Here is a 24,780-nt window from a genome sequence, read left to right on the forward strand (position 1 = left end):
TCTACTGGGGCCGCCGGCACTTCCAGCGTCAGAACAGGGACTCCTGCACGGCCGGGACGTCGGTGCAGTGGTCGCCGAGTTCAATCATCCGCGCCTTCAGCTGCCCGAGGTTGACGACGAACTCAAGGTCGGCGCCGTCGAGCCTGGCCAGCGCGATGCTGCCGCTGAGGGGGTGGATCCGGAACCCGTGGGTTCCCGTGCTGAGCTCGTGCGGGTAGGGGTGCCGGGCAGCCGGCGCGCAGACACCGTCCGACAGTCCCGGCCGGAGCCAGCGCTCGTCCATGACGTCGAACCCGCCTCCCCCGACGCCGGCCAGCAGCTCGCGGACGACGCCGGCCTGCCTGCTGTTCAGCGCGTCCAGTTCGACGGCGGGGGCCGGGCCAGTCAAGGCCGCTGCCTTGGCGGCGGAGCGGATCTGCTGCGGCAGGCCGGCGTCGCGGGTCACCAGGTCCTCGAGCAGCCTGACCACCCGGCCGTCGTCGGCGCGGGCGACGTACCGGGCGACGACGGCGCCCTGTTCGGCGAGCCGCTTCCATTTCCGCGGGCCCGCAGCGGTGCCCACTTTGCTGGCGCCGTTGGCGAAGGTGGCGACGTACAGCCAGTGCGGCTGCAGCAGGTAGGCGCGCAGCCCGGGCGGCACGCGTCCGCCGCGGTGGAAGTCGTGGATGAGCCGGGAATCATCCACCACAAAGCACCGCTCGCACTGGCTTCCCTTGACGGCGTGCGCCCGGGCCGGGCACAGGACGTGGTCCCGGGCCGCGGGTCCGTGCACCTTGTGGTGTCCCAAACAGTGCTTCCCCGCGGCGGCGAGCTTGAAGCCCAGCCGGGTTCCGGCGTCGAGCGGCAGTTCAGTGAAGCCGCCGTCCGGGTCCTGGAGGCGCATTACCGGGCGTCCGCCGTCGCCGTCGTCGGAGGGGCCGGCTTCGCCCGGTTCGGCATCCCAAAAGACCCCGTGGACCAGATAGCGGGTATCGGTCACGGGGTCTCCTAGGGTCGGGGGCGGGCTACAGGGCCGGCTGCACCCCAAAGGCTACCGCGAGCTTCATGATCTTCTCGGCGCGGCCCAGGCGCGGCAGGTCCGACCCGTCGCGGATCACGCGGCCGTTCGCTTCGAAGTCGGCCATAAAGTCAGTGGCCCAGGCGACGTCGGACGGCGTCGGGCTGATGACCTCGTTGATGACGTGGGTCTGGTCGATCGCGAGGCACAGCTTGCCGGTCATGCCCATCATGACGGTGATGCCGGTCTGCTCGCGGAGGATCGGGTGGTTGGTGCCCACCGTGGGTCCGTCGATGGGGCCGGGCAGGTTGCCCACGCGGCTGGCCACGACCAGCTTGGCGCGCGGGTACGCCATGGCTTCCGGGGTGGCTGCCATACCGGTGTCGCGGCGGAAGTCGCCGGAGCCGAAGGCGAGCCGGAACGCGCCCTGGGCCTTAGCGATGTTGTTGGCCTCCTCAATGCCGACGGCGGACTCGACGAGGGGGATGACGGGCGTCTTGCCGTCCATCCGGTGGAAGCTTTCGGTGACCTGGTCCGCGGACTCGGTCTTGGCGAGCATCACGCCGAGCAGGCCCGGGGTGCCGCGCAACCCGGCGAGGTCATCGGCCCAGAAGGGGCTGGTGGCGTCGTTAATCCGGACCCAGGCGTTGCCGCCGGCGCTCAGCCAGTCCACGACGTTGGCGCGGGCGGCGTCTTTCTGCGAGGGGTCCACCGCGTCTTCGATGTCCAGGATGATGGCGTCCGCCCGGGAGTCGGCGGACTGGTCGAAAAGTTCGGTCTTCATTGCGTTCACCAGCAGCCAGGAGCGGGCGATTTCAGCTGGAATGTTGCGTTGAGGCCGGATGGTCCCGGTGGTGGTGGTGGAGGTCATGTATCTACGCTATCCGTTCCGGGGTGTCTCCCGCGAAGTATTCCGGCCCCGGGCGGTGTCCAATACGACCAATATCACAGCCCGGCCCGGGGAACCGGCAGCAGAAGCCCTTTTGAGTGTTCAAAAGGACTTCTGCTGCCCGCTGCCTGCTGCCCGTTGGGCGGGAGGAACCCTTACGGGATGTTGCTGCCCCGCGCCGTCACCCAGAGCCGGTACCACTCGGGCCGGGTCATGGCCGCGGCCACCTCGGCCGCGTCCGCGCAGGCCCGGATGCGGTCCGGATTGGCGGTGCCGATCACGGGGGCGATGCCGGCCGGGTGCTTCATCAGCCAGCCCAGCAGGATCGCCTCCCCGGTGGTTTCCTTCTCCGCGGCCAGCTGCGCCACGAGCGCGGTGGTCTCTTCCTCCGCAGCCGACGGCGCCGGGGCCGGAGCCCCGGTATAGAGGCCCCGGGCCAGTGCGCCGTACGCCTGCAGGGTGATCCCCTGCCGGACGCTATGCTCCACTGTGCCGTGCGGGAAGCTGTAGTCCGTGCCCTCGGCATGGTTGACCAGCACCGTGCTCTCCAACCAGGCGCGTTTGAGCAGGCTCATCTCCAGCTGGTTGGCAACCACCGGGGTTTCGAGGCGGTCCTGCAGGACCTCGATCTGCGCCCCGGACATGTTGGACACACCCAGCGCCCGGACCTTACCCTCGGCCATCAGCTGCCCGACGGCGGCACTGACCTCCGCGGGGTCCATCAAAGGGTCGGGGCGGTGGAGCATCAGCACGTCCACGTAGTCCGTGCGGAGCCGGGCGAGGCTTTCATTGACGCGGGCCAGGATGGCGTCCCGGCTGAGGTCGTAGTAGCCCTCTAGTCCGTGTTCGTTGAGCCGGATGCCGCACTTGGTCTGCAGCCGGATGCGTTCCCGCAGACCGGGCGTGTTCGCCAACACCTCGCCGAACACCGCCTCGGACTTGCCGCCGCGGTAGATGTCCGCATGGTCGAAGAGGGTGATGCCCGCTTCGAGGGCGGCGTCGACGGCGGCCGCCGCCTCGTCCACCTGGGCGGACGAGTACGGCTCCGGCGACCAGTTGCCGCCAAGGCCCATGCAACCATAGATCAGCTCCTGGACCGGTCTCAGTCCCTGGGCAGGTTTCAGCTGCCCGGCAGGCCGCTCCTGCGTTGCGGGGGTCACCGCAACCAGACGGTGGTGCTGCCCGGCAGGAGGTTCCCGTCGAGGGGTCCGCTGCTGAGCAGCACCTTGCCGGCGGGAAGTTCAACCGGCATGTCGCCGAAGTTGGTCACGGTCTGCCAGCCGCCGGGGCGGCTGAAGTGCAGGACGTCGGGGCTGGCGGCGGTGTGCCATTCGAGCTCCTCCGAGGTCTGCAGTTCCCGGCGCAGCTTCAGCGCCTGGCGGTAGAACTCCAGCGTGGAACCCTCCACACCGTCCTCGGCGGCGACGGCGTAGCGGCCGAACCACTCCGGCTGCGGCAGGTGCGCCCCGCCGTCGCCGAAGCCGAAGGAGCCGCCCTCGGCGGACCAAGGCAGCGGAACGCGGCAGCCGTCCCGGCCGATCTCCACGCCCTTGTTGCGGAAGAACGTGGGGTCCTGCCGCTCGGAATCGGGGATGTCCGCAACCTCCTGCAGGCCCAGCTCCTCGCCCTGGTACAGGTAAGCGGAGCCCGGCAGCGCCAGCATCAGCTGGGTGGCGGCACGGGCCCGGCGCAGGCCGAGGTCGACGTCGAGCTCCTCGGCGGGGGCGCCGGCCAGCAGCCAGCCCTTGCCGTCCTGGCCCTTGGCGTGCTTGCCGCCGCCCTTGGGCAGGCCGTAGCGGGTGGCGTGCCGGACGACGTCGTGGTTGGAGAACACCCAGGTGGAGGAGGCGCCGGACTCGGTGGCTTCGGCGAGGTTCCGGGTGATGATCTCGCGGAACTCGTCGGCGTCGAAGTCGGCCTGCAGGAGGTCGAAGTTGAACGCCTGGCCCAGGCCCTCGGGGCTGGCGTAGCGGCCGCGGCGGCTGGCGTGGACCCAGGCCTCGGCGACGGCGGTGCGCGGCGGGTTGTACTCGTTGAACACCTCGCGCCATTCGACGTAGACCTCGTGGACCTCGTCGCGGTCCCAGAACGGGTGCGAGCCGTCGTCGAAACCGTCAGTGCCGCTGTTCGCCTCGCTCAGCTCCACCTTGGACAGCAGCGGCTCGGTGAGGTCCTTGGTGAGGGCATGGGCGACGTCGACGCGGAAGCCGTCCACGCCGCGGTCGGACCAGAAGCGCAAGGTCTTGAGGAAGTCGTCCCGGATTTCCCGGTTGGACCAGTTCAGGTCAGGCTGTTCCTTGGCGAAGATGTGCATGTACCACTGGCCGGGAGTGCCGTCCGGTTCGGTGATGCGTTCCCAGGCGGGTCCGCCGAAGACGGATTCCCAGTCCGACGGCGGGATCTCCCCGTTCTCGCCCTTGCCGTCCCGGAAGATGTAGCGCTCACGCGCGTCGGAGCCGCGGGGGGACGCCAGGGCCTCTTGGAACCAGATGTGCCGGTTGGAGGAGTGGTTGGGGACGATGTCGGCGATCAGCTTGATGCCGGCCGCGTGCAGCGCGGCGGACATCTCGTCGAAGTCCTCCAGCGTGCCGAGCTTGGGGTCCACGTCACGGTAATCGTCGACGTCGTAGCCGCCGTCCGCGAGGGCCGAGGGGTAGAACGGGCTGAGCCAGACGGCGTCAATCCCGAGTTCCTTCAGGTAAGGGACCTTGGCCGTGATGCCCTTGATGTCGCCGAGGCCGTCGCCGTTCGAATCGGAGAAGCTGCGCGGGTAAATCTGGTAGACGGAGGCCTGGCGCCACCAGTTGGGGTCGGCTGCGAGATCGGAACCGGACAGGGTTGCCAGCGTGGCGGTGTTGGACAAGGGGAGATCCTTCGGGTTCGGAGCAGTGCTTCTGATAATTTAGATACAAGCTAAATATATTGCCGGATCAATTATGGGTCCGTACTTACGGGGAGGTCAAGATTTGAAGCCGACAGCAGCCGCCGCCACACCCCAGCTGCTGCGCCGGGTGAACGCCCAGTCGGTGCTCGGCTTCATCCGGGACACGGACGTGGCTACCGGGACGGAACTGATGACCCGGACCGGGCTGACCCGGGCGTCGGTCATTGCCGTCTGCGAAGACCTAATCCGGCGCGGCTGGATCCGCGAACTGGACGCGCGGGACGAGGACCAGCCCCCGGGCCCGCGCAAAGGCCGTCCCGCCCGGCGCTTCGAGCTCAACACGCGGGCGGGTTTTGTCCTCGGCATCGACATCGGGGCCGCCACCACCACCGCGGCCGTCGCGGACCTCCGCGGCACCGTCATCGGACGCGCCAGCGGGAGCTTCCGGGCCACGGACATCCCCGCGGCGGAACGGATCGACGTCGTCGACCGTGCCTGCCGCCGGGCACTGGCAGCCGCCGGGACCGGACCGGAGAAGGTCCTGGCCGTCAGTGCGGGCATCGCCGCGCCGGTGGACCGCGACGGGAAGGTGCTGGCCAGCCAGCATTTCTGGAGCCTGTTCGACGTCGGGCTCCGCGCGGCGCTGCAGGACCTGCACGGCTGGACGGTGTTGCTGGAAAACGATGCGAACCTTGCCGCCCTGGGCGAGCGCTGGCGGGGTTCCGGCGCCGGCGTCGACGACCTCGTGGTGCTCCTGGCCGGTGAGCGGCTGGGGGCCGGGGTGATGGAGTCCGGGCGGCTGCTGCACGGCCGGGGCGGCGCGGCCGGCGAAATGGGCTACCTGGACCTCGTGGAGGGCGTCGGCTCCAGCGACGGCATCGCCAGTCTGGCCCGGCAGTGGTCCGCGGCCGGGGGCGGCCCCGCCGCCGGCGGTGAGGCGAGTGCCCGGCGCGTCTTTGAGGACGCCGCCGCCGGGGATCCCGCGGCGCTGGCCATCCTGGACAGGATTTCGGAGCGGATGGCACGGGTCATCGCCTCCGTGGCGAGTTTCATCAACCCCGAGCAGGTGGTGATCGGCGGTGCGGTGGCGGAATCGGCGGCGGCGCTGCTGCCCGGCATCACGGCGCTGCTCCCCCGCTTCACGGCGACGCCCCCGCGGGTGACGGTCTCACCGCTGGGCGACTCGATAGTTACGGTGGGTGCCGTCCGGCGCGCGCTGGATTACGTCGAAGCCAACGCGCTGGGGCTCGCGCTCCGCCCCTAGCGCACGGGAACCGGGGCGGCCGGGCCTGAGGGAACGCAGGGACTTAGCTCAAGATTCGGCAACGATTCGCTACCTAAGACGAAAGATTCGTGCAAGTTACCTTGTCTGGCGGCGTGCCGTCCGTAGACTGACCTCACTTCCCGGTCTCCCGGCCGCGCCGCTGAACAGTCAGTGGTGCGGCGGTCTCATGAAAGACACAAATTGATTTCAATACGGAAGACGACAGCGCTCATGACGGCGTTGGTCGTCACTTTTGCCTCGCTCACCGCCGTGACGCTCACGCCTGCCCTCGCCGATCCGACGCCGGCACCGACGTCGACGGTGTCATCCACACCGACGCCCGGCCCGACGCCGGGGGCGACTTCGGCTCCGACGGCGGGCCCGACGGCCGGCGCGACTTCGGCTCCGACGGCGGGCCCGACGGCCACTGCCGCGCCGGCGCCCAAGCCCGAGCCGACGCCGGCAGCGGTATCCCCGGCCACCGTCGAATCACAGACGATGACCACCCCGGAACCGTTGTTCACGGAGGTCATTGGCGGCAGCAACCCCACGTCCACGCACAGCCACGGGACTGAGGATCACGGAAGCAAGGGCTCCGAACAGCAGAGGGCCGCCACGGAGGCCTACTCCCTGGCCAGGAGCGGCAACATCAAGGTGAGGCTGGCCCTGGTCCAGCTGGCCGACCGGAAAGCGACCATCCCGGAGGCCGACGCCCGGGCCGCCATTGCTACCAGCAGCCAGTATTGGCAGGCCATGTCGAACGGCCGGCTGTCCATGAGCGTGGCCACGGTCGAAAAACGGTCCAGCAAGGCGACCACCACCCAAAGCTATTCATCCATGATGAACACAATCTCCAACGAAATCGGGTGGACCCCCAGTTCGTACACGGCCCTTGTGGTGTTCGTTTCCACACCCACCCTCTCCGACGGGGCGTACGGCGCGGGCTGGAGTTACAACGGAACCAGCGGGCGTGTGCTGATGCCGCTCCCGGCCACCCTGACCAAGAGCGTGCTGACCCACGAATTCGGGCACGTCCTGGGGCTCATGCATGCCAACAGGCTCACGTGCGCCAACGGCGCCGTGGACACGGCCAGCAACGCCGACGGCACGTTCGCCAACAGTTCGTGCAGCATCCAGGAGTACAAGGACAACCTCGACCTGATGGGTGTTTCCCAGGTCAGCCAGCCGGTGGTCAGCTCCCCGATCTATGAATTTGGCGGATTCGGCGCCGGCACCGAGGTCAGAAACCTGGGGACGGCAATGGGCAAAAAGTCCTATGAGCTGCGGGCCTGGGGAAGCGCGGACGCCAACCGTGCCGTTAAATTCAAGGATCCCGTCAGCGGTGAGGTCTACTACGTTGAGCTTCGCCTCCCGGTGGGCAACGACGCGGCAACGGCTCTGGGCGGTAACCGCGGAGTCAAGGTTGTTCAGGGCTTGGGAGCTGGTTCCATCGCGCTGCAGCCAAACACCACCACATTCAACGGCTTCTACAGCTACAACCAGACCTGGCAGGCCGGCCAGGTCTTCACCACCCATGCCGGAACGCGGGTGAGCGTGGACTGGATTTCCACCGCGGCGGCCGGCATCACCATCGAAACGCTGGATTCCGTCGCCGGCAAGGCGATCGACGCCGCCGCCGCCCGGACACCGTCCCTGGGGACCGCAACGTCCGCTGTCGTCTGCGGGCTGCGCGACGGCGGCTGCTACAGGAACTTCCAGGGTGGCTCCGTGCACTGGAGCCCCCGCACGGGCGCCGTCGCCACCACGGGACCGATCCGCGCCTCCTGGGCCAGCCTGGGCTACGAAAAGGGCAAACTCGGCTACCCCACCAGCCCCCAAACGTGCGGCCTGGTCAACGGTGGCTGCTACCAGACTTTCCAGGGCGGCAGCATCCACTGGTCCTCCGCCACCGGCGCCTTCGCCACGTGGGGCGGCATGCGCGCTGCCTGGGCCAGCGTCGGATACGAAAAGGGGAAACTCGGCTACCCGACGGGGAACGAAACCTGCGGCCTGGTTGGCGGCGGCTGCTACCAGACCTTCAAGGGCGGCAGCATTCACTGGTCCCCCACCACCGGCGCTTTCCCCACCTGGGGCAGTATGCGCGCCACCTGGGCCAGCACGGGTTACGAAAAGGGCAAGCTCGGCTACCCCACAGGCAAGGAAACCTGCGGTCTGGTCAACGGCGGCTGCTACCAGACCTTCAAGGGCGGCAGCATCCACTGGTCCCCCGCCACCGGCGCTGTCGCGACGTGGGGCGGCATGCGCTCCGCCTGGGCGGCCATGGGCTACGAGAAGGGCAAACTCGGCTACCCGTCAGGCAAGGAAACCTGCGGGCTGGTCAACGGCGGCTGCTCCCAGGCCTTCCAGGGCGGCAGCATCCACTGGTCCCCCGGCACGGGCGCCCACGCCACGGTCGGATCGATCCGGTCCGTCTGGGGAACCCTGGGATACGAAACGGGCAAGCTCGGCTACCCGGCCAGCAAGGAAACCTGCGGCCTGGTCAACGGCGGCTGCGCGCAGAACTTTGTGGGAGGCGCCATCCTCAACGCACCGGCCACTGGTACTTTCGCCACGGCGGGACCGATCAGTGCCACTTGGGCATCACTGGGATCCGAAAAGGGCAAGCTCGGCTACCCGACGGGCAAGGAAATCTGCGGCCTGACCAACGGCGGCTGCTCCCAGGGCTTCCAGGGCGGCAGCATCCACTGGTCCCCCACCACCGGCGCCTTCGCCACCTGGGGCGGCATGCGCACAGCCTGGGCCAGCACGGGCTATGAAAAGGGCAAGCTCGGCTACCCGACGGGCAAGGAGACCTGCGGCTTGGTTGGCGGCGGCTGCTACCAGTCCTTCAAGGGCGGCAGCATCCACTGGTCTCCCGGTACCGGCGCCTTCGCCACGTGGGGCGGCATGCGCACAGCCTGGGCCAGTACGGGCTACGAACGGGGCAAACTCGGCTACCCGACGGGCAAGGAAACCTGCGGCCTGGTTGGCGGCGGCTGCTACCAGTCCTTCAAGGGCGGCAGTATTCACTGGTCCCCCGGCACCGGCGCCTTCCCCACTTGGGGCGGCATCCGCTCCACGTGGGCCGGCCTGGGCTACGAACGCGGCAAACTCGGCTACCCCACGGGCAAGGAAACCTGCGGGCTGATCAACGGCGGCTGCTACCAGTCCTTCAAGGGCGGCAGCGTCCACTGGTCCCCCGCCACCGGCGCTGTCGCCACCACCGGCGCCATCCGCTCGACCTGGGCCAGCCTGGGCTACGAACGAGGCAAACTCGGCTACCCGACGTCGAACGAGAGCTGCAGCTCCGCCACCGGACCGTGCAGCCAGGACTTCCAGCGCGGCACCATCACCTGGACGGCAGCCCGGGGAACTGAAGTCCTTCCCTAAACCTGTCTCCGATGGTCTGAGCCCGCAGAGAGCCGCCGGCAGCGAAGTGACGCTGCCGGCGGCTCTCTGCGTTGTGGAGGCCCGTGCGTTTCGCTTGTAGGGGCCTGTGCGTTTCGGCAGCCGGAGGCTGCGGTTAGCTCACCTGTTCCAGGGCCGCCGCCACGGGCAATGTGCCGTCACGGAACTCGATGGTGCGCCTTGCGGTCGAGGGCAGGCCCAGGACCGCGGCCGCGACGAGGGCAACGTTGGCACGGGCCGTTTCCTGACCGCCGGAGGCATCCGCCGGGTTGACATCGATCATGCCGTTGCCGGGGCCGTCAGTGAGTGCTCCGGGCCCCAGGATGGTCCAGTCCAGCTCCGTTCCGCGCAGGTAGGCGTCAGCGGCCGCCTTGGCTTCGGCGTAGGCGAAGAAGCCGTTGTCGGCGGGCACCCCGTGATCGGGCCCGGCTCCAAAGTAGGACACCATGATGTAGCGCCCGACGCCGGCCAGGGCTGCCGCTTCCATTGACCGGATCGCGGCGTCCCGATCTACCGCGTAGGTGCGGTCCGGGCTCCCTCCCCCGGCACCGGCGGACCAGACCACGGCGTCGTGGTTCCGAAGCGCCTCGGCGATCTCCGCCGTCGTCGAATTTTCAACATCCAGGACAGCCGGGGTGGCGCCCGTTGCGGCGACATCCTCCCGGTGGTCAGGGTTGCGGATGAACGACGTCACGTCGAGTCCCTCCGCGGAGAGGATCCTGGACAGTTCCAAAGCCACTTTGCCGTGGCCGCCGATGATTGCAATTCGCGTCATGGACCCATTCTGTCCCACGGCACCGCGCGCCGCACCCGTTGCCCTATCACTTATCGCGGCTCAGAGGCCCATTTTGGCCCTTTTAGGCACCCAAAGTGACAGCGCAACCGGGGGTTAAACAAAAGGACCCCGCGGGCGATGCCTGCAGGGTCTTTCTGTAGCGGCGGGGAGGCTCGATCTCCCGACCTCACGATTATGAGTCGTGCGCTCTAACCAACTGAGCTACGCCGCCATAAATGAGGAAAACCTGCGCTAAGCCGGTCAAAAACCGCCTTGACACAGGCCCTCATTCAGAGCCCCCCACCGGAATCGATCCGGTGACCTCGTTCTTACCAAGAACGCGCTCTACCACTGAGCTAGGGGGGCAACGAGTAAATACTCTACCGGAAGATTCCCCTCCCAACAAATCGGCGCCGGGGAGGTCGGGAATGCGCCAGAAACAGCGAAAATCCGGGGCGCACAGGGCTTGGGAAGAGTCCGGGAACTGGTCTCCAGCACCGCGGGACGCAAAGGTGTGACCAAGGGAACTTAAACAAGAACGGGCCGGCTGTTCAGCCGGCCCGTTCTCACGGTGAATCAGTGCTTAGCAGCTGACCGTCACCACTTGTTGCGGGGCTTGAAGCCGCCTTCGGTGCGCGGCTTGCGGGCCGCGTCGGAGCCGACGCCGCGCTCGTTGCGGTCGCTGAAGGAGCGTCCGCCACGGTCAGCGGAGGACCGCTCGCCGTCGTTCTTGCGGAATTCGCGCTTGAAGCCGCCGTTGCCCTTGAAGTTGCCGCCACGGTCGCCGCCGCCGGAGTACCCGCCGCGGCTGCCGCCCTGGTAGCTGCCGCGGTCGCCGGAGGGCTTCCGGCCGTTGTCCAGCTCGAGGTGGATCAGCTCGCCGCCGATCCGGGTCCGGGACAGGGCCTTCAGCTGGTCGGAGCTGAGGTCCGCCGGGAGCTCCACGAGGGAGTGGTCCGCACGGATGTCGATGCCGCCGATCTGGGCCGAGGAGATGCCGCCTTCGTTGGCGATGGCGCCCACGATGGAACCCGGCATCACGCGCTGGCGGCGTCCGACGGCGATCCGGTAGGTGGCGTTGCCCTCGGTCAGGGTGCGGGTGGGGCCGCGTGAACCGAAGCCGTCCTTGGAGCGCTCACGCTTCTGGAATTCAGGCGCGGCCGGCAGTTCCTTGACCAGGAGCGGCTGACCGCCCTGGGCCATCACGGCCAGTGCAGCGGCGATTTCCGAAGCCGGAACGTTGTGCTCTTCCTCGTAGGAGGAGATGAGGTCGCGGAACGATGCAACATCCTCGGAAGCCAGGGTCTCGGTGATCTTCTCCGCGAACTTGCCCAGGCGCAGGGTGTTGACCGTCTCGGCAGTGGGCAGGTGCATCTGCTCCACGGGCTGGCGGGTCGCCTTCTCGATGGAACGCAGCAGGTACTTCTCGCGCGGCGTCATAAAGAGGATCGCGTCGCCGGAACGGCCGGCGCGGCCCGTGCGGCCGATGCGGTGCACGTAGGACTCGGTGTCGTGCGGGATGTCGTAGTTGACCACGTGGCTGACGCGCTCGACGTCGAGGCCGCGGGCCGCGACGTCGGTGGCGACCAGGATGTCGATCTTGCCGTCGCGCAGGGCCTCGACGGTGCGCTCACGCTGCTGCTGCGGGATGTCACCGTTGATGGCAGCCGCCTGGAAACCGCGGGACCGCAGCTTGTCGGCGAGGTCCTCGGTGGCCATCTTGGTCCGGACGAAGGCGATAACGCCCTCGAACTCTTCAACCTCGAGGATGCGGGTCAGCGCGTCCAGCTTGTGCGGGCCCATGACCTGCAGGTAGCGCTGGCGGGTGTTGGCGCCCGTGGTGGTCTTGGACTTGACCTGTACCTCGGCCGGGTTGTTCAGGTACTGCTTGGAGAGCCGGCGGATCTGGCTCGGCATCGTGGCGGAGAACAGGGCGACCTGGCGGCCCGCGGGGGTCTGCTGGAAGATCTGCTCCACGTCTTCGGCGAAGCCCATGCGGAGCATCTCGTCAGCCTCGTCCAGCACCAGGTACTGGAGTTCGGACAGGTCCAGGGAACCCTTGGCGATGTGGTCGATCACGCGGCCGGGGGTACCGACAACAACCTGGGCGCCGCGGCGCAGGCCGGCGAGCTGGGGGCCGTAAGCCGAGCCGCCGTAGACCGGAAGGACGGTGAAGTCGTCGATGTGCTTGGCGTAGGAGGTGAAGGCCTCGGCGACCTGGAGGGCGAGCTCACGGGTCGGAGCGAGCACCAGGGCCTGGGTCTTGCGGGACGGGCCGTTGAGGTCGTGGAGCTCGGCCAGGCGGGACAGCGCCGGTACTGCGAATGCTGCAGTCTTACCGGTGCCCGTCTGGGCCAGGCCCACAACATCGCGGCCTTCGAGCAGCAGCGGGATGGTTGCTGCCTGGATCGGGGACGGCTTCTCGTAGCCGACGTCCTGCAGGGCAGCCAGGACACGGCCATCGATGCCGAGGTCAACGAACTTGACGCCTTCTTCTTCGGCGTCTTCTGCCTTGGCCGGGGCTGCGGTGTTCGCAGAGGCCTCGGCCTGGGTGTCAGCCTGCGGCTCGGCTACGGCGGCGGCCGGAGCGTCGGTGGTCGCAGGGGCCTCGGTGAAGACCGGGGCGGAGCCGGCTGCGGGGGCAACCGTTTCAGAAGTCTCGACGTCGGCCTGGCTGTTCTCGGTGGCGAGCTCGGTGTCGACGGAGTTGTTCTGATTTTCGGGCATAGGTGAAATATCCTCATCCATAGGGGCCAAGCGGCACAACCCGAGGTGAGCGGAGCCGCAGTACGCGTGACCGGAATCGCCGGACGTACTTTGACCGGCCGGTCACATAGAAGCCCGGCGCTTTCGCAATCCCGTGGCAGGACTTCCCGCTGCATCTCTTGGCTGCTATCCCAGCAGTCTGTACAGCGTTTTCTTTAGCCGGCTCTCCCTATGAAAATGCCCGCATCTCATTCGCGCGGGCCCCAACACTTACCAGTCTTGCCTCAAGAATTGGGCAGGAAATAAGGGATTTCCGGAGTGGGGGATATTTCAATTGTAGGGCATCGACCCGCGCAAAGGTAACTCAGGGGCCGGCGACGGCGGTGAGCTTGCGCACACGGCCGCCTGCCCCGCGTCGCCCGGGGCGGTCCTGCTACACGCCGAGGCGGCGCTGGAGCTTCTCAAACTCCGCGTGGTATTCGGGCTGGAGGCGGATCTGGCCGTCGGCGTCGGCGTCGCGCAGGGCCTCCATGTCCTCAACCGTGGGAGCGCTGAACCAGTTGCCGATGGTTACCCCGTGGGTGGGGACGAAGATCCGGTGGATGTGGTCCCCTGCCTGGATGCTGCCGACCCGCACGACGCGCAGATACGTTCCCACGCGGCCCGCCTCGCCGAATCGCTTGACCCAGTGCGACTCGTGCATCCGGCGCTGGAAGGTGGCGCACGGGGTGCGGGGCGAGGTCACTTCGACTTCAACGTCCAGTCCGATCTTCCAGCGTTCGCCGATGACGGCGTCCGTGGCGCTGATCCCGGCAACGCGCAGGTTCTCGCCGAAAATCCCCGGCGGGAGGTCCCGGCCGAGTTCCGCGGCCCAGTAGTCGGCGTCGTCCTGGGAGTAGGCGTACAGCGCCTGGTCCTCGCCGCCGTGATGCACGCGGCTGGCCTGGATGTCACCGTGCAGTCCGAGTCTGTGGACTTTGACCGGCCCAGCCACGGGGCGTTTGTCGATCGCTGTCACGCCCACACTGCCCGGGTCGTCCAGCAACTGGTGTACGCGGCAGACGGCAAGAACGGATGCGGTGTCCATGGCACCAGTGTAGGCCTGGGCCGCCTGGGCTCCCCGCAACGCTCCTGCCCGGTTGCTTTCCTGCCGGGTCCTCCATTCCCCCGCGACACCGGCGGGTCGCCCGGAATCCGCAGCCCGGTCCGGAAGCAACCGGGCAGGAAGGCCGGGCCAGCGGCAGCACCAAGACCGTAGGATGCTGGAATGAGCAACGAGGCTGGCCCCAACGGTTCCGATATTTCCGGCATCTCCGGCGTTTCCGACGTTTCCGACGTCCTGGCGATCGACTCGCTGCTGAGCGCCGGGGAACTGGCTGTACGTGAGCGGATCCGGGATTTCACCGAACAGCGGATCCGCCCGGGTATCGCGGCCTGGTACGACGCCGGGGTCTTCCCGCTCGAGCTGGCGCCGGAACTGGGAGAACTCGGCGTGCTCGGCATGCACCTGGACGGCTACGGCTGCCCGGGCCGCTCCGCCGTCGAATACGGGCTGGCAGCCATGGAGCTGGAAGCCGGCGATTCCGGGATCCGCACCTTCGTCTCCGTGCAGGGTTCGCTGGCCATGACGGCCATCCACAAGTGGGGCTCCGAGGAACAGAAGCAGGAGTGGCTCCCCCGGATGGCTGCCGGTGAACTCATCGGCAGCTTCGCGCTGACCGAGCCCACCGCCGGGTCCGATCCCGCCGCGATGAAGACGTTCGCCCGCCGCGACGGCACGGGCGACGGCGCCGGCTGGATCCTGGACGGCGCCAAACGCTGGATCGGGCTCGCCTCGGTGGCCGGCGTGCTGGTGGTGTGGGCGATGACGGACGACGGTGTCCGTGGCTTCGTGGTCCCCGCCGGAACTCCCGGGGTCACCGCGACGCCGATCGGCCAAAAGCTCTCGATGCGCGCCTCCATTCAGTGCGATGTCGCGCTCGACGGCGTCCGGCTGGGTCCCGAGGCCCTGCTGCCGGCCGCCCGTGGCCTGCGCGGCCCGTTCAGCTGCCTGAACGAGGCGCGGTACGGGATCGCGTGGGGTGCCATGGGCGCGGCGCGGGACTCCTACGAGGCCGCGCTGAAGTACTCACAGGAGCGGTTGCAGTTCGGCAGGCCGCTCGCCGGGTACCAGTTGACCCAGGAGAAGCTCGTGAACATGCTGGTGGAAATCCAGAAGGGCACGCTGCTGGCGCTGCAGCTGGGACGACTCAAGGACGCCGGGAAGCTGCGGCCCGAGCAGATCTCGCTGGGCAAGCTGAACAACGTGCGCGAGGCGATCGCGATCGCCCGCGAGGCCCGGACCATCCTGGGCGGGAACGGCATCACCCTGGACTACTCGCCGCTGCGGCACGCCGCCAACCTTGAGTCGGTGCGCACCTACGAGGGCACCGACGAGGTCCACACCCTGATCCTGGGCCAGCACCTCACCGGGCTGGCCGCCTTCCGCTGACCCTGCCACCTCCGCGGGTTTCCACGTCGCGGCAGGATGAGCGCGAACACTGCCCCGACATGCCCACTCGATGAAGGGTTAGGCGGATCAGGCGGAGAACCCGCCGTCGGCCTTGACCAGCTGGCCCGACACCCAGCGACCTTCGGGCGAGAGCAGGAACGCCACCGTCCCGGCCACGTCCGCCGGCGTTCCCAACCGCCCGCCGGGCTGGCGCTGGGACAGGTGATCGCGCAGTTCCTGGTCCATCCAGCCGGTGTCCACCGGACCGGGGTTGAGCACGTTGGCGCTGATCCCCTGCGGGCCGAGTTCCCGGGCCGCCGCGATCACGATCCGATCCAGCGCTCCCTTGGACGCGCCATAGGGCAGGTTGAACGCGGTGTGGTCGCTGGTCAGTGCCACTACAGCGCCGCCTCCGGCCGGGACCTGCCGCGCAAACCCTGCGATCAGCTGCCAGCTGGCGCGGGCGTTAACGGCGAAATGCCGCTCGAAGCTCTCCAACGTGGTGTCCAGGATGCCCGAGTCCACGGATTCAGCGTGGCTCAGCACCAGCCCCTGCAGCGGCCCGGCCTCCGCCGCGATGGCATCCATCAGCCGGTCCACGGCCTGCGGGTCCTGGAAATCCGCCGGCAGCGCCACGACGGCGGCGCCTGTGGCCTGGAGTTCCGCGGTGAGGCGTTCGACGTCGTCCGGCTGGACGCCCCAGGGCATCCGGGCGTCATAATCCTGCCAGTACGTCAGCACGAGGTCCCAGCCGTCGGCCGCCAGCCGGCGCGCGATGCCCGCTCCAATGCCGGCCAGCCGGCCGACGCCGGTGACAAGGGCCGTCTTCCGGTGCGGCGTTGCGGGCGGGACCGGCGGATTCTCGGGTGCGTTGGCGTCCATGCCGACCAGCCTAGCCGCGGACTGCCGCTTGCCGGTTTCGGTCATCGCTCCGGCCCTGGCCATCGCCCTGGTCCTGACCCTCGCCCTGGACGGCCGCAACGCCCCGGTGGGCGTCGAACGCCGGCGCCAGCGCCCCTCGCCGGAGCACCACGAGCCAGCAGACCAGGAGGGCGAGCGCGCAGAACACGCCGGCGCTGGAGGCCATGATCCAGAGGCCGGGCGTCTGGATGTCCAGGTTCTCCGCGCCCAGGGCCGTGCCAATGGTCTTGGGCGAGAACAGGAACACCAGGACCGAGATCCCCAGTACTCCGCCCATGAGCCAGCGCAGCCCGCGGTGGCGCAGCGGGGTCTCGCGGAGCGTCCAGGCGAAGGCGGGCAGCACGGCCACGACCCAGACCCAGTGGTGTGACCAGGACACCGGGCTGATCAGCAGCATGGCCAGTGCCGTCGCCGAGATGGCCACCACACGCGACCCCTGGGCGCTGGCCAGCCTGATGACCGCGGCCGCCGTTGCCACCACCAGCAGGCTCAGCAGGAGCCACGGCACGGTGACTGACGCTTCGGGGACACCGAAGTGCAGCAGCGCCCCCTTGAGGGAGAGGTTGTCCACATAGCCCGCGCCGCCGATCCGGGACGTGTCCGGGAGGATCTGCAGCCAGAACTGCAGGGATTCCGCCGGGCGGAGCAGCCAGCCCACCAGCACTGTGCCGGCGAAGCCCGCGGCCATGTTCAGCAGGCCGCGCCAGTCCTTGCGCATCAGGAAGTACAGCCCGAAGACGAGCGGCGTCAGCTTAATACCTGCGGCGACGCCCACCAGGAACCCGCTTCCGGGGAAACCGCTGGTCCAGCGCCGGTTCCGGGACAGGAGATCCGCCCCCATGAGGCCCATGAGCAGGATGTTGATCTGCCCGAACGCCAGGGTTTCGCGCCAGGGACCCAGGTTCAGCACCGCCAGGACCAGCACCGCGGCGCCCCAGCGGTTGCGCGCCTGGTTGAAGGTGCGCCGCCAGTCCGTCCTGCCGTGCCAGTACCGCACGGCGAGCAGCGCCAGCCACCCCGCCACAACCGTGCCGGCCGCGTTGAACATGGTGAGGGCCACGGGTTCGGGCAGCCGGGCCAGCAGGCTGAAGAGCATCGCGGCAAAGGGCGGGTACGTGAACGGGAGCTGGGGACCGCCGGCCCAGTCGATGTTGCCGCGGTAAAGGTCCGACGGCGTTGCCCCGGCCTCGTTGAGGATCTTGCCGCCATGCCAGTAGACACTGAAGTCAAGCCCCTGCTTCGCCCAGACACCGAGCCAGGTCCACACCAGGAACAGCACCACGGCAAGGGCCAGCATGGTGGAGAGCCTCAGCAACTGCGGCACCGGAAGCCACTGCGCCAGCCGGGTGACCTGCGCCAGCCGGGACGGCCGTACCGGCCCGGGCGGCGGTGCTGCGGCGGGCGGCACGGGCCGGTTTTCGGCGTCGAGCAGTGACATGGATCCCCCAAAATATGGCTGTTTCGAGGCTCGTACGGGGCGCCGGCGGGGGCGCCCGGCCTCGCTGCCCATCCTACCGAAGCTCTGGGCTGCGACGGCGGCGACGTTCTTCCTGGCTACGCCCCCGTGCGGAGCGCGGCGCGGGAGGGGCGGTAGGCCAGTGCCCAGAAGACCAGCATGGCGATCCCGCAGAGGACGCCGAGGCTCGCCACAATGAGCGGCCACTGGGTCTGCGGGTCCTTGCCCCACTCGGCCGCGCCCGCCATGACCGCCAGGTACTTGGGTGTCAGGTAGAAGGCCAGGGCTGAGAAGGCGACGATGACCCACCCGGCCAGGCGCATCCGGCCGTTCCGGGACGGCACGCGGTGGATCGCGAAGCCCATGCAGGGCAGCGCCACGGCCATCCACACCCAGTGGTGGGACCAGGACACCGGGCTGATCAGGAGCATGAGCACGGCGGTGGCGGAGACCGCCACGAAATTCTCGTCGGCGGCCACCGCCCACGCGATGACCAGGGCGGCCAGCACGGCCAGCGCCAGGGAGATGCCCAGCCAAAGCATGCTGGTGAGTCCGGAATCCGGCAGTCCCAGGTGCAGCAGCAGGCCCTTGACCGAGAGGTTGTCCACGTACGCGGGACCGCCGATCCGTCCGGTGTCCGGCAGGATCCTGGTCCAGAACGTGACCGAGGCGGTGGGCAGGATGGCCCAGGCCAGGGCGATGGAGCCGAAGAACCCGGCGGCCATCCAGCCGAGGGCCTTGAAATCGCGGCGGACCAGGAAGTACAGCCCGAACGCCAGCGGGGTCAGTTTGATCCCGGCCGCGATGCCGATCAGCAGCCCGGCGGGCCAGCGGATCTCCCCTGACCGGGCTTTCCCGTACAGGGCGAAGTCGGCCAGGATCAGGCCCATCAGGATGATGTTGATCTGGCCGAAGTCGAAGGTGTCCCGCCAGGGCCCCAGCAGCAGGATCGCGGCGGTCCCGGCCAGGGAAACGGCGCGGAAGCGCCAGTCGGCGAACGCGTTGCGCCAGGTACCGAGGCGGAAGTAGTGCCGTGCGAGCCAGGCGGACACCACCCCGGCGCCAAGCAACGCCGTCGTGATGAACAGGAGGCTGCCGCCGCTCTGGCCGAGGCTCGCCATGGCCGCGAACAGCAGCGCGGCGAACGGCGGGTAGGTGAACGGCAGTCCGTCGCGCGGAGCGTAGAGCTCGTTGACGCCGGCCTCCCCGGTCTGCAGCACCCGGCTGCCGCCGTAGAAGTACACCTCAAAATCGTTCATCAGCGGGATGTAGGCCGAGTACAGGACCACCAGGGCGGCGACGACGGCGAGCGCGCCGGCCGCCGTCGCGACCCTGCCGCGCGTGGTGGAGGCCGTGGCCCTGGTGGTGGTGGTCACGGGTGGTTAGCTGCCTGACTCGCCGGCCGCGGAGTCAATCTGGGAGAACGCCTGCTCGAGGTCGGCGATGAGGTCCTCGACGTCCTCGATGCCGCAGGAGAGCCGGATCAGGTTGACGGGAACGGCCAGCTCGGTGCCCTTGACGGAGGCGTGCGTCATTTCCGAGGGGTAGTTCATCAGGGATTCGATCCCGCCGAGGGACTCCGCGAGGGTGAACACGGAGGTGGATTCGGCCACCTTGCGTGCCGCCGCCTCGCCGCCCTTGAACTGCACGGAGATCATTCCGCCGAACTTCTTCATCTGCTTCCGGGCGAGCTCGTGCCCGGGGTGCGAGGGCAGTCCCGGGTACAGCACGGCCTCGACCTCGGGCCGCTGCAGCAGCCACTCGGCCACTGCCTGGGCGTTGTCGCTGTGCCGGTCCATCCGGACGCCCAGGGTCTTGAGCCCGCGCGTGGTGAGGAACGCGTCCATCGGGCCGGAGATGGCACCGACGGCGAACTGCACAAAGCCGACCTTCTCGGCCAGCTCCGCGTCGTTGACGATGATCGCGCCGCCCACAACGTCGGAGTGCCCGCCGATGTACTTGGTGGTGGAGTGCACCACCACGTCGGCGCCGAGGGCCAGCGGGGTCTGCAGGTACGGCGAGGCGAAGGTGTTGTCCACCACGAGGAGGGCGCCGGCGTCGTGCGCCACCTTGGCGAGGGCCGCGATGTCGGTGATCTTCATCATCGGGTTCGACGGCGTCTCGACCCACACGAGACGGGTCTTGCCCCCGTTCGATCCGCCGGCCGCGACAGCCTCCGCGACGGCGTCAAGATTGGACATGTCCACCGGGGTGTTGCCGATGCCCCATTCCCCCAGCACCCGGCTGATCAGCCGGTAGGTACCGCCGTAGGCGTCGTTGCCGAGGACGATGTGGTCACCGGGCCGGGTGAGGGCGCGGATCATCGAGTCCTCCGCGGCGAGGCCGGAGCTGAAGGAAAACGCGGCGGTCCCGCCTTCCAGCGCCGCGAGCTGCTCCTGCAGGGAGTCACGGGTGGGGTTGGTTCCGCGGCCGTATTCGTAGCCGGCGCGCAGCACCCCGATCGCTTCCTGGGCATAGGTGGTGGAGAAGTGCACGGGCGGCACGACGGCGCCGGTGCGCGGCTCGAACGCCTGGCCGGCGTGCACGGCGCGGGTGTTGAAGCCGGGGGTGTTCGCGGCGGAGCTTTCTGGCAAAGACATGTGCGTTCCTTTCGGCCGGCGGCCGGGCGCCCCGGGAAGGACGGTCCGGCATCCGGGTCAGTGTGCGGTCAGTTGCTGAGGTAGGCGAGCAGGTCGTGGCGGGTCAGGATCCCCACCGGGGCGCCGACGAAGGTCACCATAAGCGTGTCCGCGTCGGAGAGGAGTTCACGGGCCGTCGAGATCGATTCAAGCGAGCCGATCACCGGCAGCCGGGCCTCCATGTGTTCGGAGATCTTGTCCGACAGTTTCGCCTCGCCGCGGAAAAGCTTCGCGGTCAGCGTGCGTTCGTCAACGGCGCCGAGGACCTCGCCCATGACCACGGGCGGCTCCTGGGACAGCACCGGGATGTGCGAGACACCGTATTCGTTCATGATGTTGATGACGTCACGGACGCTCTCATTGGGGTGGATGTGCACCAGGTCCGGCAGTTCCCCGGTCTTGGCTTTGAGGATCTCCCCCACGGACGCTTCGTCGCCGCTGGCCAGGAAGCCGTAGGAGCGCATCCACTGGTCGTTGAAGATCTTGGCGAGGTAGCCGCGGCCGGAGTCCGGCAGGATCACGACGACGACGGCGTCGTCCGGCAGGTCCTTGGCGACCCGCAGGGCGGCGACGACGGCCATGCCGGAGGAGCCGCCCACGAGCAGCCCTTCCTCGCGGGCGAGCCGGCGCGTCATGTCGAAGGAGTCGGCGTCGCTGACGGCGATGACGTCGTCCGGGACCGACTTGTCGTAGTTGGCGGGCCACATGTCCTCGCCGACGCCTTCCACGAAGTAGGGCCGGCCGGTGCCGCCGGAGTAGACCGACCCTGCCGGGTCCGCGCCGATAATCTTGACCATGCCGCCGTCGGACTCCGCACGGTGCGCGGAGGCTTCCTTGAGGTACCGGCCTGTGCCGGTGATGGTGCCGCCGGTTCCGGCGCCGATCACGCAGTGTGTGACGCGGCCGTCCGTGTCGCGCCAGATTTCCGGCCCGGTGGACTCGTAGTGGCTGGCGGGGGCGGCGGGGTTGGAGAACTGGTCCGGTTTGTAGGCGCCCGGAATCTCGGTGACGAGGCGGTCCGAGACGCCGTAGTAGCTCTGCGGGCTGTCGGGGGCGACGGCGGTGGGCGTCACCACCACCTCGGCGCCGTAGGCCTGGAGCACGGCGCGCTTGTCCTCGCCCACCTTGTCCGGCACCACAAAGATGCAGCGGTAGCCCTTCTGCTGGGCCACCAGCGCAAGGCCGACGCCGGTGTTGCCGGAGGTGGGCTCCACGATGGTGCCGCCGGGCAGGAGTTTGCCGGTGCGTTCGGCCTCCTCGATCATCTTCACCGCGATGCGGTCCTTGATGGAACCCCCGGGGTTCAGGTATTCCAGCTTCACCAGGACCGTGGCCCCGATGCCGTCGGTTACGTGGCGGAGCTTGACGAGCGGCGTATTGCCGATGAGGTCCAGAACGGACTGGGCGTACTTCATAGGTACAAAGTTACCGTCTCCACCCGCCGGGGGCGGATTCAGTCACGTCGGCGCGGTCCCCGGCGGCGCCGGGTGCGAAGATAATGCGGTGAAGCGTGGATCCGGCCGATGCGGCTGAAGAGTTATCTGCTCCCGGCCGGCATGCTGGCCGCGGGGTGCGCGGCGCTGCTCACCGGGCTCCTGCCCTGGCCGGCGTTCCAGGAGCTGGCGGCCCGCACCGTACCCGTACTGGCGTTCGTCGTGGCCATGTCCCTCGTGACGGAAATGCTCGACGACGCCGGGCTGTTCCGGGTGGTGACGGAGCGCCTCGCCGCGCTGGGCCGGGGCCGGGTGTTCCTGCTGTGGCTGCTGGTGGTCGGCCTGGCCACCGTCTCCACCGTGTTCCTGTCGCTGGATGCGACGGCGGTGCTGGTGACTCCCGTCGTCGTGCTGCTGGCGGTCCACGCCCGGATCCCGCCGCTGCCCTTCGCCCTGACCACCATCTGGCTCGCCAACACCGCGTCCCTGCTGCTGCCCGTCTCGAACCTGACCAACCTGCTGGCCCAGGACCGGCTCAATCTCAGTCCGGCGGCCTTCGCCGGACTCGTCTGGGCGCCGGCGCTGGTGGGGATCCTGGTCCCGATCGGGCTCCTGTGGCTGGCGTTCCGGAAGGACCTGTCCGGCCGCTACGGGCCGCAGCCGGTCCATAAGGCGCGCGACAAGGTGCTGCTCTATTCGGCATCGGGGGTGATGGTCCTGCTGTTGCCCGCGCTCGTCTCCGGCGTGCCCGTGCAGTTCCCGGCGGTCGCGGCCGCGGCGGTTCTGCTGGGCCTGTTCCTCTGGCGCCGCCGCTCGGCCCTGCGGTGGTCCATGGTTCCGTGGCGGCCGCTGATGCTCACGTCGGGGCTGTTTATGGTGGTGGAGGCCCTGCACGCGAACGGCCTGACAGAGTTCCTGTCCGGAGTCGCCGGTTCCGGTGAGGACCTGCCGGCCCTGCTGCAGCTCGCGGGTCTGGGCGCCGGTGCCGCGAACGCGGTGAACAACCTGCCGGCCTACCTCGCCCTGGAGCCGGTGGGCGACTCGCCGGTGCGGCTCGCGGCCCTGCTGATCGGCGTGAACCTTGGCCCGCTGGTGACGCCGTGGGCATCGCTGGCCACGCTGCTCTGGCACGAACGGCTTCGCTCGCTCAACGTCGAGATCCGGTGGGGAGGGTTCGCGGTCGCCGGGATCGCCGCCGTCGTGCTCACCGTCCCGCTGGCGGTTGTGGCGCTGTGGCTCGCCTCGGGCATGCCCTGACCCGCCGAGGTTCCTCGAGGGCCGGCCGTAGGGTTCCCCAGGGCCCTGACCGGGGTTCAGGCGCCGATGTCGTTCGCCCCGTTTTCCCCTGCGGTGGCTCCGCCGTCTTCAGGCTCGGCGTTCTGCCAGAGACCGATAATATTGCCTTCGGTGTCCCGGAAGTAGGCGGCCCAGCCCATGCTGCCCACTTCCTGCCGCGGCTGGACGGTGCTGCCGCCCAGGGAGTTGATCTTCTCCAGCGACGCGTCGATGTCCTCAACGTCCACCGTGACCAACGGGGAGGTGAGGTGTCCCTCGCGGCGGAACATGCCGCCGTTGATGGACCCCGGCACCGAGGGCATGCCCGTGTCATCCGACGGCGTCGTCATGAGCATGGCGTAACTCATCTCCGGCATGGGGCTGATCCTCCAGCCGAACGCCGAACTGTAGAACTCCCGCGCGCGGCTCTCGTCGTCCGCGGGGATCTCGAAATGTACTACTCCACCAGCCATCACACTCTCCTAAGAACAGGGATCCGGGCCTCACGGCAGGCGTGGTGGCTCCACGCCACAGCCGCAGTCTAGTCCCGCCCAAACCCGGAGTTAAGGGCCCGCCGGCGACTGTGTGGGAGGGCCCCGTAACGGCTGCTGTCAGGCGTTCGTGGAATCATGGTCAGATGACCATTGCAGACGTCCCCGCCGGCATCGCCGCCGCGGCCGACGCCTCGCTGCGGTGGCACCCGGGCGGTCCTTTCGATTTGTCCCGGACCCTGGGCACGCTCCTGCGCGGGCACGGCGACCCGTCCATCCGCACCGCGCCGGACGGCCTCTGGATGGCGTTCACGACGCCGTCGGGTCCCGCCACGCTCCGGCTGGCAGTTGTCTATCCTCCGGACTGCCCGCCGGCGGATCCCGCCGTCGAGGTCCGGGCCTGGGGGCCCGGTGCCGCCGATGCCGTGGCTTCCGCGCCGCGGATGATGGGCTGCGACGACGACTGGTCAGCCTTTGATGAACCCGCGTTCCACGCCACGCTGCCCCGGATGGTCGTTGAAGCCCGACGCCGGAACCTCGCCGTGCGGCTGCCCGCCACCGGCCGCCTGGTGGACTCGTTGGTGCCCACCATCCTGGAGCAGAAGGTCACGGTGATCGAGGCCCGTCGCGGCTACCGCTACCTGATGTACCGGTACGGGACGCCTGCCCCCGGAGCCGGAACCGTCGCGCCGGCGAATCTGTTGGTGCAGCCCACGCCCGAGCAGTGGCTGCGCATCCCCTCGTGGGAATGGCACAAGGCCGGGGTGGGGCCGCAGCGGTCGGCGACCGTCATGCGCGCGCTGCGCTCCGCCGCCGCGCTGGAACGGCTCGCCGCGCTGCCGGCGGCGGAGGCCTCCGCGAAGCTGCAGACCATTCCCGGCATCGGCGTCTGGACGGCGGCGGAGGTGGTGCAGCGCACGCACGGCTGCCCGGACTCCATTGCGGTGGGCGACTACCACCTCGCGGCGTACGTCGGGGCGGCACTGACCGGCCGCAGGACGGACGACGCCGGCATGCTCCGGCTGCTGGCCCCGTGGGCCGGGCACCGGCAGCGTGTGGTCCGGATGATCGGCCTCAGCGGCTTCCGCAAGCCGACCTTCGGTCCGCGGATGACCATCCAGGACCACCGCGGCCATTGACGGTTCCCCGCG

Annotated in this window: 19 protein-coding genes and 2 tRNA genes; 5 read left to right on the forward strand and 16 right to left on the reverse strand. The window is 68.9% G+C overall.

Going from position 1 to position 24,780, the window contains the following annotated elements; all coding sequences use genetic code 11:
• Positions 1-28: 28 nt before the first annotated feature.
• The 4 genes from FS787_RS05760 to FS787_RS05775 all read right to left on the reverse strand — a co-directional run bounded on the left by FS787_RS05760 (position 29) and on the right by FS787_RS05775 (position 4,749).
• On the reverse strand, positions 29-979 hold the full coding sequence (locus FS787_RS05760) for a DUF2797 domain-containing protein (protein ID WP_186329096.1): 951 nt from the start codon (positions 977-979) through the stop codon (positions 29-31).
• Positions 980-1,004: 25 nt separating this feature from the next.
• Positions 1,005-1,868, reverse strand: coding sequence for a CoA ester lyase (locus FS787_RS05765; protein WP_144671265.1), 864 nt, complete (start codon positions 1,866-1,868; stop codon positions 1,005-1,007).
• A gap of 173 nt (positions 1,869-2,041) precedes the next feature.
• Positions 2,042-2,959 carry an aldo/keto reductase family oxidoreductase gene (locus tag FS787_RS05770; RefSeq protein ID WP_395940328.1) on the reverse strand — a complete coding sequence of 306 codons (918 nt, stop codon included), beginning with the start codon at positions 2,957-2,959 and terminating at the stop codon, positions 2,042-2,044.
• Between the two features lie 83 nt (positions 2,960-3,042).
• Complete coding sequence (locus FS787_RS05775; RefSeq protein WP_144671266.1) at positions 3,043-4,749, reverse strand: glycoside hydrolase family 13 protein; 1,707 nt, start codon at positions 4,747-4,749, stop codon at positions 3,043-3,045.
• A gap of 103 nt (positions 4,750-4,852) precedes the next feature.
• Between FS787_RS05775 and FS787_RS05780 the strand changes: the two genes are divergently transcribed.
• Complete coding sequence (locus tag FS787_RS05780; RefSeq protein WP_260982413.1) at positions 4,853-6,034, forward strand: ROK family transcriptional regulator; 1,182 nt, start codon at positions 4,853-4,855, stop codon at positions 6,032-6,034.
• 185 nt (positions 6,035-6,219) lie between these two features.
• On the opposite strand, the gene FS787_RS05785 is transcribed toward FS787_RS05780, so the two are convergent.
• Positions 6,220-6,558, reverse strand: a complete 339-nt coding sequence (locus FS787_RS05785; RefSeq protein WP_144671268.1) for a hypothetical protein — start codon at positions 6,556-6,558, stop codon at positions 6,220-6,222.
• Here FS787_RS05785 and FS787_RS05790 point away from each other — a divergent pair.
• Positions 6,533-9,424 carry a M43 family zinc metalloprotease gene (locus FS787_RS05790; protein ID WP_144671269.1) on the forward strand — a complete coding sequence of 964 codons (2,892 nt, stop codon included), beginning with the start codon at positions 6,533-6,535 and terminating at the stop codon, positions 9,422-9,424. The genes FS787_RS05785 and FS787_RS05790 overlap by 26 nt on opposite strands.
• Before the next feature lie 133 nt (positions 9,425-9,557).
• On the opposite strand, the gene FS787_RS05795 is transcribed toward FS787_RS05790, so the two are convergent.
• The 5 genes from FS787_RS05795 to FS787_RS05815 all read right to left on the reverse strand — a co-directional run bounded on the left by FS787_RS05795 (position 9,558) and on the right by FS787_RS05815 (position 14,010).
• Positions 9,558-10,217: an NAD(P)H-binding protein gene (locus FS787_RS05795; RefSeq protein WP_144671270.1), complete on the reverse strand. Its 660-nt coding sequence runs from the start codon at positions 10,215-10,217 to the stop codon at positions 9,558-9,560.
• A 158-nt stretch (positions 10,218-10,375) separates the two neighbouring features.
• Positions 10,376-10,449, reverse strand: a tRNA-Met gene (locus tag FS787_RS05800).
• Between the two features lie 62 nt (positions 10,450-10,511).
• Positions 10,512-10,583 (reverse strand) — tRNA-Thr (locus FS787_RS05805).
• Positions 10,584-10,814: 231 nt separating this feature from the next.
• Entirely contained in the window at positions 10,815-12,944 is a 2,130-nt protein-coding gene (locus FS787_RS05810; RefSeq protein WP_144671271.1) for a DEAD/DEAH box helicase, read from the reverse strand.
• A 412-nt stretch (positions 12,945-13,356) separates the two neighbouring features.
• A complete protein-coding gene (locus tag FS787_RS05815; RefSeq protein WP_144671272.1) occupies positions 13,357-14,010 on the reverse strand; it encodes an MOSC domain-containing protein in 654 nt (217 codons plus the stop codon).
• 180 nt (positions 14,011-14,190) lie between these two features.
• Here FS787_RS05815 and FS787_RS05820 point away from each other — a divergent pair, with 180 nt between their 5' ends.
• Positions 14,191-15,414 (forward strand): acyl-CoA dehydrogenase family protein, encoded by a 1,224-nt coding sequence (locus tag FS787_RS05820; protein ID WP_144671273.1) that lies wholly within the window; start codon positions 14,191-14,193, stop codon positions 15,412-15,414.
• 87 nt (positions 15,415-15,501) lie between these two features.
• Here FS787_RS05820 and FS787_RS05825 read toward each other — a convergent pair whose 3' ends face one another.
• The 5 genes from FS787_RS05825 to FS787_RS05845 all read right to left on the reverse strand — a co-directional run bounded on the left by FS787_RS05825 (position 15,502) and on the right by FS787_RS05845 (position 21,845).
• Positions 15,502-16,296 carry an SDR family oxidoreductase gene (locus FS787_RS05825; RefSeq protein ID WP_144671274.1) on the reverse strand — a complete coding sequence of 265 codons (795 nt, stop codon included), beginning with the start codon at positions 16,294-16,296 and terminating at the stop codon, positions 15,502-15,504.
• Between the two features lie 10 nt (positions 16,297-16,306).
• Positions 16,307-17,773, reverse strand: coding sequence for a glycosyltransferase 87 family protein (locus tag FS787_RS05830; RefSeq protein WP_260982414.1), 1,467 nt, complete (start codon positions 17,771-17,773; stop codon positions 16,307-16,309).
• A 116-nt stretch (positions 17,774-17,889) separates the two neighbouring features.
• Positions 17,890-19,167 carry a glycosyltransferase 87 family protein gene (locus FS787_RS05835; protein WP_144671275.1) on the reverse strand — a complete coding sequence of 426 codons (1,278 nt, stop codon included), beginning with the start codon at positions 19,165-19,167 and terminating at the stop codon, positions 17,890-17,892.
• Positions 19,168-19,173: 6 nt separating this feature from the next.
• Positions 19,174-20,391, reverse strand: coding sequence for a cystathionine gamma-synthase (locus tag FS787_RS05840; RefSeq protein ID WP_144671276.1), 1,218 nt, complete (start codon positions 20,389-20,391; stop codon positions 19,174-19,176).
• 68 nt (positions 20,392-20,459) lie between these two features.
• Positions 20,460-21,845 carry a cystathionine beta-synthase gene (locus FS787_RS05845; RefSeq protein ID WP_144671277.1) on the reverse strand — a complete coding sequence of 462 codons (1,386 nt, stop codon included), beginning with the start codon at positions 21,843-21,845 and terminating at the stop codon, positions 20,460-20,462.
• 108 nt (positions 21,846-21,953) lie between these two features.
• Here FS787_RS05845 and FS787_RS05850 point away from each other — a divergent pair, with 108 nt between their 5' ends.
• Complete coding sequence (locus tag FS787_RS05850) at positions 21,954-23,120, forward strand: SLC13 family permease (RefSeq protein WP_144671278.1); 1,167 nt, start codon at positions 21,954-21,956, stop codon at positions 23,118-23,120.
• Between the two features lie 56 nt (positions 23,121-23,176).
• On the opposite strand, the gene FS787_RS05855 is transcribed toward FS787_RS05850, so the two are convergent.
• Positions 23,177-23,611: a VOC family protein gene (locus FS787_RS05855; RefSeq protein WP_144671279.1), complete on the reverse strand. Its 435-nt coding sequence runs from the start codon at positions 23,609-23,611 to the stop codon at positions 23,177-23,179.
• A gap of 164 nt (positions 23,612-23,775) precedes the next feature.
• Between FS787_RS05855 and FS787_RS05860 the strand changes: the two genes are divergently transcribed.
• Positions 23,776-24,768 carry a DNA-3-methyladenine glycosylase gene (locus tag FS787_RS05860; protein ID WP_144671280.1) on the forward strand — a complete coding sequence of 331 codons (993 nt, stop codon included), beginning with the start codon at positions 23,776-23,778 and terminating at the stop codon, positions 24,766-24,768.
• Positions 24,769-24,780 lie beyond the last annotated feature (12 nt).

This window comes from Arthrobacter sp. U41, assembly GCF_007679325.1.
Taxonomy (GTDB): domain Bacteria; phylum Actinomycetota; class Actinomycetes; order Actinomycetales; family Micrococcaceae; genus Arthrobacter.